This is a genomic window from Pantoea sp. X-Soil-YNGN-785, from assembly GCF_059730585.1.
This window is the reverse complement of record NZ_AP035943.1, coordinates 100117-118220: the sequence shown is the minus strand read 5'-3', so window position 1 is coordinate 118220 and position 18104 is coordinate 100117. Positions and strand designations below refer to the sequence as shown.

General features: G+C 48.9%; 15 protein-coding genes and 2 pseudogenes. 8 read left to right on the top strand and 9 right to left on the bottom strand.

Going from position 1 to position 18104, the window contains the following annotated elements; all coding sequences use genetic code 11:
- Window positions 1-9 precede the first annotated feature (9 nt).
- Window positions 10-1338 (top strand): H(+)/Cl(-) exchange transporter ClcA, encoded by a 1329-nt coding sequence (gene clcA, locus AC6I8E_RS19090; RefSeq protein ID WP_497824914.1) that lies wholly within the window; start codon window positions 10-12, stop codon window positions 1336-1338.
- A 19-nt stretch (window positions 1339-1357) separates the two neighbouring features.
- On the opposite strand, the gene AC6I8E_RS19085 is transcribed toward clcA, so the two are convergent.
- From AC6I8E_RS19085 to AC6I8E_RS19075, 3 genes are all read right to left on the bottom strand, one after another.
- Window positions 1358-1882, bottom strand: coding sequence for a phenolic acid decarboxylase (locus AC6I8E_RS19085; protein WP_013196415.1), 525 nt, complete (start codon window positions 1880-1882; stop codon window positions 1358-1360).
- Window positions 1883-2026: 144 nt separating this feature from the next.
- A complete protein-coding gene (locus tag AC6I8E_RS19080; RefSeq protein WP_497824858.1) occupies window positions 2027-2527 on the bottom strand; it encodes a VasL domain-containing protein in 501 nt (166 codons plus the stop codon).
- A gap of 969 nt (window positions 2528-3496) precedes the next feature.
- The gene (locus AC6I8E_RS19075; protein ID WP_497824857.1) at window positions 3497-4177 is read right to left on the bottom strand and encodes a type 1 glutamine amidotransferase domain-containing protein; all 681 of its coding nucleotides are present in this window, start codon (window positions 4175-4177) and stop codon (window positions 3497-3499) included.
- A gap of 161 nt (window positions 4178-4338) precedes the next feature.
- On the opposite strand from AC6I8E_RS19075, the gene AC6I8E_RS19070 reads away from it, so the two are divergent.
- Complete coding sequence (locus AC6I8E_RS19070; RefSeq protein WP_147788777.1) at window positions 4339-5256, top strand: LysR family transcriptional regulator; 918 nt, start codon at window positions 4339-4341, stop codon at window positions 5254-5256.
- Between the two features lie 110 nt (window positions 5257-5366).
- On the opposite strand, the pseudogene AC6I8E_RS19065 reads toward AC6I8E_RS19070, so the two are convergent.
- From AC6I8E_RS19065 to AC6I8E_RS19045, 5 genes and pseudogenes are all read right to left on the bottom strand, one after another.
- Window positions 5367-5913 (bottom strand): annotated as a pseudogene (locus AC6I8E_RS19065) (Y-family DNA polymerase); the annotation flags it as partial.
- Complete coding sequence (locus AC6I8E_RS19060; RefSeq protein WP_497824856.1) at window positions 5913-6152, bottom strand: DNA polymerase V; 240 nt, start codon at window positions 6150-6152, stop codon at window positions 5913-5915. The gene AC6I8E_RS19060 and the pseudogene AC6I8E_RS19065, both read right to left, overlap by 1 nt.
- Before the next feature lie 931 nt (window positions 6153-7083).
- On the bottom strand, window positions 7084-7575 hold the full coding sequence (locus tag AC6I8E_RS19055) for a flavin reductase (protein ID WP_497824855.1): 492 nt from the start codon (window positions 7573-7575) through the stop codon (window positions 7084-7086).
- 103 nt (window positions 7576-7678) lie between these two features.
- Window positions 7679-8857: an acyl-CoA dehydrogenase family protein gene (locus AC6I8E_RS19050; RefSeq protein WP_147789017.1), complete on the bottom strand. Its 1179-nt coding sequence runs from the start codon at window positions 8855-8857 to the stop codon at window positions 7679-7681.
- Window positions 8858-9399: 542 nt separating this feature from the next.
- Complete coding sequence (locus AC6I8E_RS19045; RefSeq protein WP_497824854.1) at window positions 9400-10305, bottom strand: LysR family transcriptional regulator; 906 nt, start codon at window positions 10303-10305, stop codon at window positions 9400-9402.
- 126 nt (window positions 10306-10431) lie between these two features.
- On the opposite strand from AC6I8E_RS19045, the gene AC6I8E_RS19040 reads away from it, so the two are divergent.
- From AC6I8E_RS19040 to AC6I8E_RS19020, 5 genes are all read left to right on the top strand, one after another.
- Window positions 10432-11811, top strand: coding sequence for an MFS transporter (locus AC6I8E_RS19040; RefSeq protein WP_147788774.1), 1380 nt, complete (start codon window positions 10432-10434; stop codon window positions 11809-11811).
- Window positions 11808-12206: a DUF4440 domain-containing protein gene (locus tag AC6I8E_RS19035; RefSeq protein ID WP_147788773.1), complete on the top strand. Its 399-nt coding sequence runs from the start codon at window positions 11808-11810 to the stop codon at window positions 12204-12206. Before AC6I8E_RS19040 ends, AC6I8E_RS19035 begins: the two co-directional genes overlap by 4 nt.
- A gap of 250 nt (window positions 12207-12456) precedes the next feature.
- The gene (locus AC6I8E_RS19030) at window positions 12457-14151 is read left to right on the top strand and encodes an NAD(P)/FAD-dependent oxidoreductase (RefSeq protein ID WP_497824853.1); all 1695 of its coding nucleotides are present in this window, start codon (window positions 12457-12459) and stop codon (window positions 14149-14151) included.
- A gap of 12 nt (window positions 14152-14163) precedes the next feature.
- Complete coding sequence (locus tag AC6I8E_RS19025) at window positions 14164-15501, top strand: amidase family protein (protein WP_201251399.1); 1338 nt, start codon at window positions 14164-14166, stop codon at window positions 15499-15501.
- 21 nt (window positions 15502-15522) lie between these two features.
- Window positions 15523-16767, top strand: coding sequence for an aromatic amino acid transporter (locus AC6I8E_RS19020; RefSeq protein WP_147788770.1), 1245 nt, complete (start codon window positions 15523-15525; stop codon window positions 16765-16767).
- Window positions 16768-17419: 652 nt separating this feature from the next.
- Here AC6I8E_RS19020 and AC6I8E_RS19015 read toward each other — a convergent pair.
- Window positions 17420-17569: pseudogene (locus AC6I8E_RS19015) on the bottom strand (Arm DNA-binding domain-containing protein); the annotation flags it as partial.
- Between the two features lie 264 nt (window positions 17570-17833).
- Between AC6I8E_RS19015 and AC6I8E_RS19010 the strand changes: the two are divergent.
- Entirely contained in the window at window positions 17834-18049 is a 216-nt protein-coding gene (locus AC6I8E_RS19010; protein ID WP_147788769.1) for a YdgH/BhsA/McbA-like domain containing protein, read from the top strand.
- Window positions 18050-18104 lie beyond the last annotated feature (55 nt).

Here is an 18104-nt window from a genome sequence, read left to right as displayed (position 1 = left end):
CGCAGCCGGATGTTTCGCGCCCTGCTCTATCGTGACAAAACACCGCTGGCGATGCTGTTTTGCGCCGCGCTGGTCGGTACGCTGGTCGGTCTGGCGGGCGTAGCGTTTGCCCGGGCCGTTGAAGCAATACAGCAGTGGCGCGCCGATACGCTTATCCCCGCGCAGTTTCAGGGCTGGATGCTTTACACCGCCGCTTTTGCCATTTCGGCGTTGCTGGCGATGGTCGGCTATTTTCTTGTCAGACGCTTTGCGCCCGAAGCGGGTGGTTCCGGCATTCCCGAAATTGAAGGGGCGCTGGAAGAGCTGAGACCTGTGCGCTGGTGGCGGGTGATTCCGGTGAAATTTTTTGGCGGCATGGGCACGCTGGGTGCAGGAATGGTGCTGGGCCGTGAAGGCCCGACGGTGCAGCTGGGCGGCAACATTGGCCGCATGGTGATTGATGTTCTGGGGATGCGCAGCAACGAAGCGCGTCATACGCTGCTGGCAACGGGCGCGGCTGCGGGCCTGGCCGCCGCGTTTAACGCGCCGCTGGCGGGCATACTGTTCATCATCGAGGAGATGCGTCCGCAGTTTCGCTATAACCTGATTTCTATTAAAGCGGTGTTTACCGGTGTGATTATGGCGAGCATCGTATTTCGCTGTTTCAACGGCGAACAGGCGGTGATCTCCGTTGGCAAACTGGCTGATGCGCCAGTGCAGACGCTGTGGATGTATCTGGTGCTGGGTATGATCATTGGCATGGTCGGCGTACTGTTCAACCGCCTGATATTCATAACGCAGGATCTCTTTGCCCGCTTTTATGCCGGCAAAACGGCTCGCGTGGTGCTGGCGGGTGCATTGCTCGGCGGCGGCTGCGGTATTCTGGCGCTGCTATTCGCACCTGGCGCAGGCGGCGGCTCAGAACTGATTCCGCAGGCGGTTCATGGCGTGTTCCCGTTCACCCTGCTGCTGCTCATCTTCATGGTCAGGCTGGTCACTACCCTGCTCTGTTTTGGCTCGGGTGCGCCGGGCGGTATTTTTGCGCCGATGCTGGCACTGGGAACGCTGCTCGGGACAGCTTTTGGAGTAGCGATGACGGATCTGTTCCCGTTGTATCATCTGGACGCGGGAACCTTTGCGATTGCCGGGATGGGCGCACTGTTTGCCGCTTCGGTGAGGGCACCGCTCACCGGGATCGTGCTGGTGCTGGAGATGACCGATAACTATCAGCTGATATTGCCGATGATTATTACCTGTCTTGGGGCTACGCTGCTGGCGCAGTTTCTGGGGGGAAAACCACTCTACTCATCCATACTGGCCCGCACGCTGGCACGCCAGGCAGAAGCGACCCGCCCATAGCGGCGGGTCGTACTATCAGTTACTTACCATCAAAATAGTCAGCAGGCATCTGCCCCGGTGCCTGATTAATGACTTCATCGTTATCCGGCCCTTCGTTTTTCATGTAAGTCACTTTCGCAAACTCAGGAATGATCACATAAGGATAGGCCGGGCCTTCGTCGCGGAAGCGGTGCATATCTTCAATGAAATCATTCTGGTAGCAGATGGTTTTTTCCGGATGCTGACCTTCTCCGGCAATCCACTGCGGGAAGAAAATTGTCCCGTGAAGCAGGGTGCGATTCAGATCAAACAGCAGGCTGACGCAGGTGCCGGTGGGTTCATGCCAGTCAACTTTGTAAATGCCGGGCGCAAACTGCACTGCGTGCATTTTCTGGTTGGTCACCCAACGACCGCCCACCAGCCCCTGGTGAATACGGTAGTCACAGGTCGTTTCATTGCGGGCGTACCACTCATATTTCCAGCCATTATCATAGGTATAGACAAAATGTGTGCCAACGAACTGGGACAGGTCGCTGGAGATATCTTCCGGAGATTCTGTAGACATTTTAACCTCTGTTAAATAGCGCGTAACCTATGCGCCGATGGATTTAATAAAAGCTAAAGCGCAATTAATCGATGAATATTGACTATGGCGCAGATTATCGATTTTGCCATAAGCGACCCGGCAGACATTTGATCTTCCCAGTGCTTATTGCTGTACGCCATCACTCTGACTGATTTTTATCAGCGCATAGCGGTTCAGCAGCTGAGTAAACTGCATATCAACCTGCGCCAGCTGTGCTGCTCTACCTGATTCGGCATTTTCTGACTGCCCCAGTTGATAAAGCTGCTCTTCGAGAGGAACTGACCGGCTGAAGTTCTGCGTTATCGTGAACACCATCGACTTCAGCTCCGAGCCGGTGAGATACCTGCCATTGCGCTCACCAAGCGTATTCAGGCGGTGTGTCAGTGCCTGCAATCCGTCCATCCCCTGATGCCAGCCGGATAATGATTCAGTGGGTAGCGCGTTTCCCATAAGGTACTGCTGCCACTGCGCTTTTAGCGTCACTGTTTCGGCAGGTTCAGCTCTGGCGGCGAGCAAAAAGCCATATTCCTGTCGCCACAATGGCGGCAGCTGCGCCAGCGTTGTCAGTGCTAAGTTCTCAAGGCCATGCGCAGGGTAAATGCCAGCAGTCACTCCTGATGACAACGCTAAAGCCACACCTTGTGAATACTCTTAGCAGAGCATGGAACCTTAATGCGAAGCGATGAAGAAGATGTGCAAACTGAAGAGAATTAAAGCATCCATGAATGCGGCAAAGAGTGACTAATGAGAAAGAATTTGAAATGACAATCAATAATGACAACCCTGCAAAATCTGAGAGACATGCTTAAATGATAAAAGCCCTGACTTAAATAATCAGGGCTTTTAAGGTACTACAGATTTAACATTAAACATTAACTAACTTAATTGATAGGTACTGCTTCGATACTACTATTTATGAACAGATCCTGCGGATAATAATGATCACAATAATCAAATGTCATTATTATTAGCGGTTTCAACCACCTGATAGTCTTTCAGGAGACAAAGACAGGTCAGGCCCGTATAAATCTGTACACCCCCATCGCGATATATATTCTTTGATGCGTTGCCTTACTTTCATTACGACGTTTAAACCGCAATCGTATCCTGTCGTAAAGTAACGTTCAGAACTACGAGGCCTTACATCATCGCGACGCGATACTACTTACTTCTCGAAGATTTACTCAGACTCCATCTAACAGCGTCGTCATTAACTTATCTGCGATTAATAACAACTTCGTTTAACAGAACCATCGGCAACTTATATTTACAAATTGTCGACACCATTAACGCTAACACCAGGGATTTTTTGGTGTATCAGGGCAACTTGACGCCGCTGATGTCTCTTACTTTACGGATCTGATAAACGATGTCAACACTGTTTTTAAAGACATGTTTATATTTTCAGTAGACTTACTCTTCTGAGCGTTAATAAGAGATACCAGCGCTGTAATTATTGGCATCTATTTAAATTTAGTCCTAATCTATTTGATCTGAATAATTCATCAGGTAACTATCTGCACTGTGTCTTGAGTTCAGCAATAAAAAAAGGCGCCCTGGGGCACCTTTCGAAACGTCTTAGCTACAGACGCTTTAACTCGCCAGACTTGAGAGTAAGACTTTAGCAGTCTCAGCCGACGAACCTGGGTTCTGTCCGGTAATCAGTAAGCCGTCCTGCACAGTGTAGGATTGCCAGTCATCACCGCGTGAGTAAAGACCGCCATTCTGTTTCAGCACATCTTCCACCAGGAAAGGCACGACGTTAGTCAGGCCAACGCCCTCTTCTTCGCTATTAGTAAACCCGGTTACTTTCTTGCCTTTCACCAATGGTGTGCCATCAGCGTTTTTCACATCACGCAGAACACCAGGTGCATGACAAACCAGCGCCACCGGCTTGCCAGCCTGCAGGGTTTGCTCAATCAGTGAAATGGAGTGTTTGTCGTTAGCCAGATCCCATAACGGCCCATGGCCCCCAGGATAGAACACGGCATCAAACGTTTCCTGATTAACCGTATCAAGCCTTACGGTCGAGGCCAGCGCGGCCTGAGCTGCAGAGTCAGCATGAAAGCGGCGGGTCTCATCTGTCTGAGATTCAGGTTCATCACTTTTTGGATCGAGTGGCGGCTGTCCACCCTTCGGTGAAGCCAGAGTAATCTCAGCGCCCGCATCCAGAAATGCATAGTAAGGTGCGGCAAGCTCTTCAAGCCAGAAACCCGTCTTCTTGCCGGTGGTGCCCAACTCATCATGCGAGGTCAAAACCATTAAAATTTTCATTTCCGCTCCTTATAAGAGTCAGTCAGTTTCAGGTGTAAGGATAGTCAGAACCCGCGATTTAGCCGCCCTGTTCTGCGTTGACTCATTAATCATGGCGCGCATATAAATATTTATGAAATTTATTTCTTCAATTTAAGCTATTCATACAGCATTATAGCTACATGAAATACGACCTGAATTTACTCCCGGTTTTGCTGGTTATGATGGAAGAGCGCAACGTCACCCGCGCAGCGGAACGGCTTGGTATTACCCAGCCGGCTCTTTCAAATGCCTTAAACCGGCTGCGCGAAACGCTCAACGATCCGCTGTTTATCCGCGAGCGCTACGGTATGCGCCCGACACCGAAAGCAGAACAGCTGGCCCAGGTAGTCAGTGCTGCCCTGTCATCCATTGATAAGGTGATCCTTGGTCAGCAGGACTTTGATCCGCTGCACGCCACCCGGTTGTTTACCCTCGCCCCTAACAGCTATGTTGAATTCATCATGATGCCTGCCATTGTGGCGCGTCTTCGTGACTGCGCGCCCGGTATCAGGCTTCGCCTCACGCCGTTTGGCAACGACGTAACGGAAACGGGTGTGATTTCAGGAAACACCGATATGGTGCTGGGGCGTATCGTTGAGCCTCCTGATAATCTGGTTGTGCAGCACCTGATGAATGAAGGTCTGGCGTGTGTGATACGCGCAGATCATCCGCTGGTGGGCGAAAACCTTAGCGCAGAACAGTATGAGCAGCTCAAACACGTTAATGTCCTGCCGCCTGGTCGTATGCGCGCGGGTTTATATCAGGCACTTGAAAAGCGCGGCCTGCGCCGTCAGGTTGCCGTGTCGGTGACACATTTTCTGGCCGTCCCAGAGATGATTGCGGTCACGGACTACTGCGCGACCCTGCCTCGCCTGATCTGCCAGCATCTTTCCAGAGATCAGCGGCTCAGAATTGTTCCCGCGCCGGTTGATCTCGGCACTTTTCCGGTTGAAATGGGCTGGCATGCGCGCTATCGCGACGATCCTGCACATCGCTGGTTCAGGAGTTTAGTAGCAGAAACAGCCCACGCGCTGGCCGACCCTCAAATAAACAGTTAGCACAACCATCAATGCCGAGCTAATAGTTAGTATTGATATGGTAACCTGAGTTAGCATTATTCCCATCGGAGTCCAGTATCCTCCTCATTTATGCGACGGCCGACACCTCAGACATCCTCAACCGGCGCCAGCGCAATTAGTTTCTCTTGACGCTCAATGTTAGACAGGTCAAGTACGCCGCCCGTCTTAGACCACTTTTTTGCAGTGTGGCTGGCAAGTTTGGCCAGCGTTTCAGTTGGCGCGATGCCAACACCTGCGGTGAGATGCGTATTGCGTCTAATCGTCTCCCTCCCCTCCCGTCCAAAGTTTTCCAATACCATGCAGTTGCGTACACCGGTCAGTTCCAGGAAAGCTTCATCAATCGAATAGACCTCCACGCTGGGTGCCATCTGTTCTAACGTCGTCATTACCCGGTTACTCGTCCGCATACAGCGCATAATTGCTGCTGAATACATCGATCCTGTGCCGCCTGATGCCGTCCCTGAGTTTAAAATAGGGAGCCCACATAGGAATGGCCAGCGCTTTGGCTTCTGCACTCCGGGCAATGTCACAGCCATCGTTGTTACTCAGCACCAGCACCGGTTTACCACGCAGATCGGGACGAAATACTGTCTCGCTGCTGACATAGAATGAGTTAACATCCACCAGCGCAAACATCACAGGCCGCCATTCGGGTTAAAGACCTGAAAGATGCGATCCTCACCTTCGGATGCTGAGATATCCCGGAAATCTGACTTGCGCACTTCTATCCACCTGTTCGCTTCCCTGGCGGTAAACTGCCAGTTCAGCTGCTGGAGTTGGTGAACAAAGTCGAGTGTGCTGACGATGTAACGTCCGCGCGCGTCCCGCTTAATGGCCAGCCGGAAAGAGGCTTTGATTTCGTTCTCGCGTGGCATGATAGACTCACCCTGAGATGCTGTGTATATAAACAGCAGTTGCAATCAGTGGATTTGATGAAGATGGCAGGGGCTGAAAATTTTATAAAACCATCGCGGAACACATCGACTCGGTTATCATGGATTTTTATCGTGAGGTAAAACATATAATCAACTTATTATGCTATCGAAATGTAATCATCAATCACATATTCCATAGAGGTACTTTCGAATAAGACCTTTTAACTGTCTTTCAGCCGCGAGATTGAGAATCTGTATTTATGGATTGATGGCTTACTCGCGAAGAAGCATGCGTACCTGCTTACCACGGTAAATAACATACTGCTGACACTGGAACCCAAAATGCTCAGCCAGGTCATTTGACCGTTTACTATCCTCATAAATGATAAAGATGCTCATCAGCAGTGAAGCGCATGTGGGTTGTGCCGATACCGACAGTCATACTTTCGGGCTGCTTTTATTGAGTAAAACCATATGAGTGAGGGGGGTGAATCTGCATCAATTTCTGCTGCATTTTTGCATAATGCCTGAGCTCATCATCATAAGATCAGGGTGTATGTAGCACAAAGACCCGATATGATAGTTTAAATAACTGACTCTGATTACAATTCATTCAGAGGTCGCCTACTAAGAACTGCGTTTATATTCTCCATTATTCACATAAGCGGGGAGCTTCAAAATTTAAATTAATCAATTAGTTTAATTAAGGAGTCTACTTTTTTAGCAAGCGATTTCTATATATCTGAAAGCTGCATTACACGTCAGTTAAACCCATTAATAACCTCAATTGAATGTCAGAATTGCATGAAGAGTGTCAATAGCCACAAACGATTTTACTCATATAGTCGTTGTTAATGTGCTTATTAACACTCCCTGCCATGCCCTGCCTACCCCTGAATCAGATTTCATCTATTTATTCAGAAAAAAAAGATCACAACGTGTTTTCAGGTATGCCGTGATAGTTTCTGTTGAAATAAATTAAACCTGATGAAGGTTGGCCCATACGAATTTCCCTGATTTTTGCGAACATAACGCTATGAGAACCATTCTCGATGACTTCATTGATTTCACAATCAAAATTCACCAGGGCATCATCTAATGCGGGTGCCCCGGTATGAAGTTTTGACCACCTATGGGAATTAAACCGGTCAGCCATTGATAATAATTTATTGGCAAAGGAAGATGATAAATCCTCATGTGAGGAAGAGAGTATGTTCACACAAAGTACGCCGCTGGAGATAAAAAAATCATGTGACCATGCTTTACGGTTAATACATACCAGTAACGTTGGCGGGGTGTCGGTCACACTACACACTGCGGAAACAGTCATTCCATACTTATTATTTTCATGGGCGGTGGTGACAATAGAAACGGCGCTACCAAGCATTGACATGCCATTGCGAAAATCATTAGTGTCTATCATTTTTGTTACCAACTCGATCGAAGTGAAATTTATTCGACAGGTTCAATAATGCGTATTTGCCATTATACAAATGAACCAGATAATTCATTTATTTGTAAAATAATTATAGATAACCTGGCGTGGGCAACTGCCCACACAGCATCGTGCCTGCATTTAAATATGTCATTTCACCCATAAAAGCATGTTGGGTTATTACCATAGTGTCATTAACACATCTGGCTACAGGATGATTTTTCGAAACGCCAGTCATGCCTGATAATAATTGCATGTTGCGGCAAATTTTTGATGCTTCGTGAACTGCGTTGGTGCTGGAAAGACGCAACATGTTTATCTGATCATCGTATAATTCTTCTCCCTTTGAAATGCCAGCCCATACTTTTTCCAGTGATTGATAAAAGAAAGAGCGCATTGAATGAAAACGCGCTTCAGCTTTTGCGATTTCAATTTTAGCCGTAGGTTTTTGTATCGTTGCAGGTGCGCCCGTGACCGACAGATTTAAACCTGATGCATTTCGAACTTCATTGATTGCCCGCCGCGCAATGCCAATCGCAACCACAGATAGCACCTGTGCTGCCAGTGAAAGGGTAGGATATTTGAACAGATTTTCCTCAAGATTTGCTTCGCCTCCCCGGATAAAAGTCCACTCTTCAGGCACGAAAATATCTTTTACCACCAGATCATGGCTGCCAGTGCCCATTAAACCCACCATATTCCATGTCTGATCAATCATGACGTCTGAGACGGGCAGCACAGCCACCCGGGGAAGTCCTTTGCCCCCCGCTGATTCCATCTGAATCCCCACCCCAACAACATCTGCCCCCATACAGCCACTTGAATACCGCCAGCGGCCCGTGACTCTTACCCCTCCCTTAACCGGAGATGCCGTTTGCGTAGGGAAAATTCCTCCGGCAAAAATGATATCGGCTCCTTTATCGGTATTGTAAAGCGCTTCAAGTGTCTTTAAAGGTAGCGCTGAAAGGTAAAATGGACTCATCCCAAAACTCGCAACCCATCCAGCTGAGCCGTCAGCCTCCGCCAGGCATTCAATGAGCTGACAAAAATCAAAAGGGTTAGACTCTTTCCCGCCAAATCGTAGAGGCACCAGTGCCCTATAAACCCCGGCCGTCCTGAAACACTCAATGATGTCCTGAGAGATATGTTTACGATCATCAAATTCACCTGTGAGTGCCCGTTCTCTGATATCACTCAACAGTGCCTCAAATTCCGGGGGTGCCAAATCCAAGATGCCCGACTGCATGACTGACGACGATAAACCGATCATTTTTAACATTCTCCCTGAGTGATCCGGATACTTAGAAGGCCAAAACACAAGCAATACTCATGTTTTTTTGCTGAAGTTAATTTACAAATCGGCGATAAGAGACAATATATTCCCTTTCACTGTCAACTAATTTCTGAAATAACCCCCTTCTTTTTCCTTGTAAACTTTTCTATCCAAAAATCCTCTCTGGGCCTGCTTAGTGTTTAATTTACAGGCAGGTAAGTTAAATTTCCCATCGCATCAGCACGCTCAGAAAAAATCGGTAAGACAATAATTTAATTAGTAATTATATATTAATCTCACATGAAATATTTCAGGTCTTATTTTATGCAGCTCAGGAAAAGTATTTAAGCGGTTAAGTTGCATAAAATTTAACCAATAAAAATGGCAAAAATTTAAGCGGCGAAACCCTGTAATCCTCGTGTATTACGGGTCTTTAATCGCAATGAATATAAAAATTTGAGAGGATCTAACCTTAGCCGGATAAAACTTTATATCAACGCATATAATCAGTTTTTTGAATGTAATTCGTTGCTTCAGGCTCAGGTTGTTGCAACTAAGCGATCGCGCAGGAAATCAATGAATGTCCGCACTTTTTCCGGCACATGGCGCGTATTGGGATAAAGCGCGTAGATACCCTGTGGGGGAAAAAGATGATCGGGCAGAAGATGTATTAACCTTCCCTTCACTATCTCATCCTGTACCAGCCAGGCCGGCAGAATGGCAACGCCAGCTCCGGCTAAAGCAAACGCCAGCAAAGAAGACGCGCTGTCAGCCATGACCATTGCTGGAGAGCTGGCGTTCAAGAATACAGTCACCCCGCCCGGGTTGATCACCTGCCAGCTAAGTGGCGTTGATAAACGGCTATGCGCAATCCATTTTGCAGAGGCAAGCTGTTTAAGGTTCTGGACAGACCGGGTGTGGAGGGTGTTCAGATAAAGCGGCGCAGCGACCGCCAGAATATCAAACTGATCAATGAGACGGGCATGATGGCTGGAATCGGCCAGATGACCAAGCCGAATAGCCACATCAAAGCGACCGGCAATGAGATCGTCATTTTTGGATGAAGAAACGTGCTGGATACGTAACTGCGGGTGTTTCGCAGTAAAATCCGTGAGTGCTGGCACAATCACCCTGGCCCCATACTCCGGGGTTGTGGTGATCCTCAGTAACCCGCTTAATCCGGCATGATCGCTGCGGACATCCTCCAGGGCGCTTTCGGCATCCTCAAGAAGCTTGAGACAGCGATGATAAAATCGTTCTCCGGCATCCGTCGTCGAAACGCGTCGGGTACTTCTTGTCAGGAGTGAAACACCAAGCTCTTCTTCAAGATGTTTGATATTAAAACTGACTACTGCTTTGGTAAGTCCCAGCGTCTGAGCGGCACCGGTAAAACTGCCCGCCTCTGCTACCGCAACAAACATAGCCAGACGTTGCATATTGATCATCACATCTCCTCTTCCGCACTCAAATTGTCAAAATAATTTTGACAGTGTAGCAAGAGAAAAGCAATTTATCCGGCCTGTCGTCGGTCTTATACTGCGCGCCCTAAGCTGTCCAGTCTGAGAAAACAAATGTCTTATCGTGTGCGTGTTGCCAGTGTGTATCTGCTGGGTTTTTTTATCGATCTGGTAAATATGTTTATCGCCAACGTGGCTTATCCGGATATCGGCCGGCACTTTGACGCACCCGTTAGCAAGCTGGCGTGGATAAGTAATGGATACATTTTGGGGCTGACACTGGTCATCCCTCTGAGTAGCTGGCTGGCAAGGCGGATGGGGGCGAAACGTCTTTTCATGCTGTCATTAATGATTTTTATTTTGGGTACCTGCGGAGTGGGTGCGTCAGCATCGGTTACACAACTCATTACATGGCGCTGGATTCAGGGCATTGGCGGCGGATTGCTGATCCCCATAGGACAGACAATGACTTACGCCCTGTATCAAAGTAATGAGCGCGCAAAATTATCCTCCGTTGTCATGCTGGTCGCTCTGCTCGCACCCGCACTCTCGCCAGCCATTGGCGGAATGCTGGTCGAGCATCTCAGCTGGCGCTGGGTATTTCTGTTCAGTCTTCCCCTGGCCGTGGTGACGCTAATCATGGCAGGTTTATGGCTCAATCCGGCTCGTCCGGAAAAGACCGCCGAACCGTTAGATCTGGTGGGATTAGTCAGTGGCTGTGTTGGGCTCACGCTGATTCTGCTGGGGCTGACCTATGTGGGTGAAGCCGGAGAGTTCAATAAAGGCGTACTGATGCTGCTGGCAGGTGTTGTTACGCTGGCTGGCTATGTCAGCAACGCGATTAAGAAACGTCACCCGCTCATCAACCTGCATCTGGTCAAAGACCCGCTTTTACATACCGCAATGCTGATTTATCAGTTTATCCCCGGTGTGTTTACTGGCGTCAGTATGATCACCATGCTCTATCTGCAAAATCAGTTGGGGATGCATGCCAGCTTCGTGGGTTTGCTAATGCTTCCGTGGTCAATAGCCTCTTTTGCCGCTATCAGCCTGACCGGCAAAAGATTTAACCGCTGGGGCCCCCGTCCGCTCTTTATCACAGGCTGCCTGGTTCAGGCATTAGGTATCGGGATGCTGGCGCTAACAGGGCATAGCACAGACACTATTATTTGCATACTCGCTTTCGCTTTTATGGGATTTGGCGGCAGCTTGTGCAGCAGCACGGCGCAGAGTTCTGCTTTTATTCAAATGGCTGATCATGAACTGGCCGATGCAAGCGCCCTGTGGAATATCAATCGTCAGCTTAGTTTTTGTCTTGGCGTAACGCTGGTCAGCCTGCTGTTCAATCTGATAGCGAACACGGGGATGCCTGTAAAGCAGTCCTATCGTCTTTGCTTTGTCATAGCGGCATGCAGCGCTGTCATCCCTGTCCTGTGCTCCCTCCGCATTGCTAATCACAAAGTCGTACTTACGCTTAATAAGGAACAAAAATGAACCTTTTCCTGAAGGAAGTCCTGGATGCCCATGAATTGATCAAAGAGTGGCTGGGCAATGAAACTGCAAAAGATGAGGTTTGTGAAGATCTCCTGGCACGTTTCAGTCCTGCATACTCTATGGTAACGACCGGTGGCGGGTTGCTGGACTTCACAACATTAAACTCCTTTTTTCGGACTCAGCGCGGCGCACGCCCCGGTTTAGCGATCGAAATCAGCGACATGCGAGTGATTGCTGAGAGCGACACTGGTGCAACGGTTGTCTATAAAGAATTACAGCAACTTCCTGATCAAAGCCCCACTCTGCGTTTTTCGACTGTCGTATTCGAATCAAAGCCGAATGGCAAAATCATCTGGCATCATCTGCAGGAGACAGCGTTGCCTCAGCCTTCATAGCATTGATGACCTGCCCCGCCGATGTGCGGGGTTTCTTTACCTGCACAAAAAATAAAGATGCCAGAACCTGCGTTTATCATGGAAATAACTCTTCAGATTGACTGACTGTTTTTATGCAATTGCATTGAGAATTTTAATTCCTGAACAGTCCACAATGTGGATGTTTAAAAACAGGCCCCTTCTTCTCTAAAGAGTTTAACTAATAGCGCATCCTCATCTTTGAATTAACATGCATTCTGCTGGATAGATAATGAAGACTAAAGCAAGTCGTGTCGGTGAGGGTAATACCTTTCCCTTTATTGATACACTCTTTGATTACGGAACTTTTCTTGCCCACGCCAAATCAGCGGGCGGCATTGGCCATGTTGATAACGATTGTCCAGCAAGCGTGGCAATTATCGGGGCAGGCCTGAGCGGAATGATTGCGGCGCGGGAGCTTCTGAATGCGGGTGTCACGCATGTCACGCTCTTCGAAGCAAACGCTGCAAGATCCGGTGGGCGACTGTTGAGCCAGCAATTTGATGACGGTATGCCGGAATATATCGCTGAAATGGGAGCAATGCGCTTCCCGCCTTCAGAAACAGGCTTGTTCCATTATCTGACTGAATTCAATATTGATACAGCCTCTGAGTTTCCGGACCCTGGCATTGTTGATACCGAAATTCATTTTCAGGGTGTGCCGCACAAATGGACTGCAGGAACCCCACCCCCGGAACTGTTCTCGCGGGTTGATCGCGGCTGGCGATGCTTTTTACAGGAAGGCGTCCTTATTGAAGGAAAGCAGCTTCAGGCGCCTGCTTCAATCACACTGGCGTTAAAAGAAGGCCGGCTTGCGGATGCCAAAGAAGCGTGGCAGCAGTACCTGGAGATTTTCGGTGATAACTGTTTCTACTCTGCGCTTGTCAGGATCTTCACTGGCACTAATCCGCCGGGAGGTGAGCAGTGGCACAAACCCGATGATTTTGCTTTGTTTGGCTCGCTGGGTATTGGTTCTGGCGGCTTTCAGCCAGTATATCGAGCGGCGTTTATTGAAATCATGCGGCTGGTGGTAAACGGTCTGGAAGACGATCAGCGTATGGTCCCAGCAGGCATTGAAACGCTAACGGCAAAAATGGGCAGTGAAATCCTGCAGGGCCGCACGTTAAGCGATCGTATCCTTTACCAGAAAGTCGAAGAAGTCGCCCGACTTGAAAGTGGGCAGTTTGTGGTTTCAACATGCACAGGCAACCGTCAGGTTTTTGACAGAGTGATTGTCACCACCTCTACCCGCGCAATGCAGGTATGCCTGGATCTGTCGAGACACAATACGCTTTTTCCGGCTGATGTCTGCCGGGCAGTGAATGAAACCCACCTTATCGGTTCGTCAAAGCTCTTCCTGTTGACCCGGGAAAAGTTCTGGCTGAAAGAGGGATTGCCCCATACCATTCTTACGGACACGCTTGCACGAGGTATTTACTGCCTCGATTATCAGCCGGATGATCCGGAAGGACATGGTGTCGTGCTAATCAGTTACACATGGGAAGATGATTCTCATAAATTAGTTACCCTGAAAGATAAACGTGAAAGGCTAGAGCGACTGGTTAAAGAACTGGCGATATCTGCCCCTGCGTTCGCTAAACACCTTCGCCCTATGAATAACGATCCCAAATATATTCTTGAATATGACTGGCTGACCGATCCTCTGGCAATGGGTGCCTTTAAACTCAACTATCCTGGTGACGATCGCTATTCTGAAACGCTGTTTTATCAGTTTCAGTCAGCTAAAGATAATAATCCCGACCAGGGAATCTATCTGGCCGGATGCAGTTGCTCATTTACTGGTGGCTGGGCGGAGGGTGCGGTACAGACGGGCATTAATGCAGCCTGCGCTGTGATTTACAGCATCGGGGGTCAGCTCCGTGAAAATAATCCGCTTCAAAATATGCACCGTCATTATCATTACTGAGCCTTATTAAACATGGAAAAAAGAACACCACTTTTGCTGAAGGATGAGCAGGGCCTGAACAAGCGTCCAGCGGAACTCAAAGCCAGCAACCATGTCCGGCTGCACAATTATCACGCCAGCAAAGATTTGAATGCATTTATTGCATTCGATGAAGAGTTATTCTCTTCAGACAAGATAAATACGTCAGAGACCGGATTGCCCTTATCAGGGTTACCCTTTTCATGCAAAGACAATATAAATGTAAAAGGGTTTGCGACAACTGCCGGTACGCCGGGATTAATCGACTTTTATCCGATGGACGATGCGCCAGTAATTAGCCGGCTTAAGGCACTCGGTGCTGTCATGTGTGGCAAAACCAATATGCATGAGCTTTCTTTTGGTGTGACCTCTCTGTCTGGTCAGTGGGGTAGCGTTGGCAATCCAGCGCACCCTGGCCATATCGCCGGAGGCAGTAGCGGCGGAAGTGCCGCAGCGGTAGCGGCCGGTATCAGCGCATTTTCAGTCGGTACCGATACCGGAGGGTCAGTACGTATACCTGCTGCACTGTGTGGAGTTGCAGGTTTTCGACCCAGCACGGGACGTTACCCAACCAGAGGCATTGTTCCTGTTTCCCGCACCAAAGATACCCCTGGATTTATTGCCCCGACAGTCAGCGACCTGGCGCTGCTCGACGCAGTAATGATGGATGAACCCGCTATTACCCCTCGTCTGCCTTCACGAATAGGGCTGCCGGCTGAGTTTATGTGGAGCAACCTGGATACTACCGTACGGGAAACCTGCATGAAGGTGGTCAGGCAGATGGCGCGGGCAGGCGTTGAGATCGTGACGTTCGATGACAGCGTATTCGGTAAGCTGAATAAAGAAATCCAGTTCCCTGTACCGTTTTTTGAATTTTTTATCGACTTCCCCGCTTTCTTACTGGAGCAGCACTTCGTCGCTGATTTTGACACAATCATCAGTCAAATTTCCGACCCAGCCGTCGCGTCTATTTTGCAGAGGCAGAATGCGCAGGAACAGGTCAGCTGGAAGGAGTATATGCATGGCCTTAAATCAATCGGTCAACTTCGCGCTTACTGGGACCAGATTTACAGCAAATTAAAGCTGGATGCCATCCTATATCCCACACTGTGTTGTGAAGTGCCACGGATTGAGAATGCCGCTCAACCTGATATTTTCAATAAACTCATTCGTAACACCGACATTGCCAGCAGCGTGGGTGCGCCCAGCGTGACAATGCCGGTTGCTGACCGGGGAAATTTGTCTGTTGGATTATCGTTAGATGGGTTGCCGAAAGAAGATCGTCAATTAATTAGTCATGCCCTTGCTATAGAGGCTATTCTCCAGCGTTAAATTTTTTCTTCAGGAAACCTTATGTCTGATATGGCAATTCCAACGCGTTCTCCTTCGATGTTTTGGGGAGCAACCATCATTTGCGGCACCGTGGTGGGTGCAGGGATGTTCGTCCTGCCGGTCGTGATGGCCGGAGCATGGTTTGGCTGGGCATTACTGATACTGACTTTTAGCTGGATCTGTATGTTAATCAGTGGCCTGATGTTTCACCGTGTGAGCCAGCATTACCCTTTGGAAACCGGCTATGACAAAATTGTCCGAGATGTTTTAGGTCGTAACTGGGCTGAAATAAATGGCCTGAGCCTGGTTTTCGTGCTGGGCATTCTGACATACGCCTATATTTCAGCGGTCGGGCCTGTTTATGATCACTCACTGAGCATATTGACCGGCAAAACGGTCTCATCATCCGAAGCCAAAATTATGTTAAGCCTGACCGTAGCTGCCATCGTCTGGTTAGGCACCAGCAGCATTGGCCGGATGATGTCTGTTCTGCTCATCACCAAAATTGTTCTGTTACTTATCCTGTTTGGTGGATTATTTACCACCGTAAATGTCGACTACCTGCTGGACAATCAGAATCCTGCGGCATCGTACTGGCCCTATATGCTCGGCATCGTACCATTCTGCCTTGCCTCATTCGGCTATCATGGAAACATTTCCGGCCTGATTAGCTATTACAATGGCGATCATCGTCGTGTGAAAAGATGCCTGTGCACAGGTACTGCCGTGGCGCTGGTTATCTATCTTTTCTGGATAATCTGCACTATGGGTAACCTTCCCCGCTCAGCCTTTCCGGAAATTGCCGCCCAGGGCGGCGACATTGCCGCGCTGATGCACGCATTTAGTCTGCGCGGTTATTCTGCCGGGATGTCGCTGTTGTTTTCGACGTTCTCACATTTTGCCGTTATCTGTTCGTTCGTGGGAGTGACGGCGGGCCTTGTGGATTATATCAGCGACCGCTTCAATTTCCCCGCGACCAGAACGGGTCGCCTCAAAGCCACTGCGATCACTTTCCTGCCGCCATTGAGTTTATCTCTGCTTTTTCCGGATGGGTTTGTCACGGCAATTGGTTATGCCGGGCTAATCGCGACAATATGGGCAGTGATTGTTCCGGGGTTGCTTCATCTGAAAATGCGCTCCCGGCAAGACTCAGGCTATCGGCGCGGCCAGTGGGACGGGCTTCAGTTGAGCATGATTATAGTATTCGCCGCCCTGAACATCCTTTCATGGGCGCTGAGTGAATTTGATTTATTGCCAGTATATTAACGTCATCAGAAAGCTTTGTCGGCCTCATCATTTTTTCAAACCAGCCTGTAATTACATGAATAAGCCGGTCAGGAAGCGTGCAACTTACATACTTCCTGACCGGTTGGTTAACAACACACAATACGGCCAGGAAAATCGCAAGCAAAATCCCGTACTCAAATATTCACCCCGCCACCAGCTTTTCAATAGCTTATAGAGACGAAATTAGCAGTTCTGATTCATGCCCCTTATCCTTAAATCAGAATGGTTTCTGTAAAATAACCTCCTGCATTAACAGGCAGATATGGCATAACATCACCGGTACGCCGCAGTCGTCTGACGTTTCGCACCTGCGACATCATGCGGTATCACGAAGATTGCGCCCGCACCGAAACATAATCCTCGCCATAAACCCATGCCGTAACACGCGCCCACCACAACGAATAGGCACGTCGCAGTTCATCGACGTAGCTCTAACGCTCAGACACCTGGCAATTATGCCAGAGCATTATTTCCGCAACGTGCGGTTCAGTGAGAGATCCGAAAAATTGGTGCGGGCCGTCCGGCACAAATCATACAGTGTCCAGTGTTCTATTTCAGTGCTCAAATGACGGCGTACTGATTGCCTGATTCTGGGTGGAATATCGATCAGGGATGAGCGGGCCTGGGGAGCGTCACGTGCTTCTTTTAAACTGGTAGCCGGGTATGTACCGATATCAACGCGTTCGCCCTTCACGTTCCAGCGGTAACGGTGCTGAAACGTGATCTTACCCAGGCAGGATACGCGGGCAGAAAGCCCGTCACGATCGGTCTTAACCTGCACTTTTTCGTATTCTTAGCCCAGCATCGCACGGAGGGCAGCATCTGATAGCGCCATAAATCTTCTGAAGTGGAAAATTATGTACACCAGTATGTCCACAAAAAAGTGGGTAATAAAGGGAAAACTCGTGGATGCAGAGGAACATTATAAACAGCCAATGACCGATTTTTTCCAATTATTCCCGGCAGATACATGGATTCAGGTAAACAGTCAGTAATGAGCAGACACTGTCAGGAATAGTTGCTGGCATATCTCAGGAATATGACCATGAAAAATGTAAAAGCACTCTCAATTGCCGCCCTCGCCGCTCTTTCACTGATCTCATTTGGCAGCTTTGCCGAAAGCATTTCTGTCACCTCCTCTACACTGGATGGCGCAGAATCGAAAATCGCCGCTCAGGCGCAGGAACAGGGCACGCAGTACAAAATTACGGAAGCGAACACCAATAACCGTGTTCACATGACCGCAGAACTGTATAAATAACGGATGGTCGCAAACGGATTTGCCAGACGAGGCTGCCCAATGGGCAGCCTTTTTT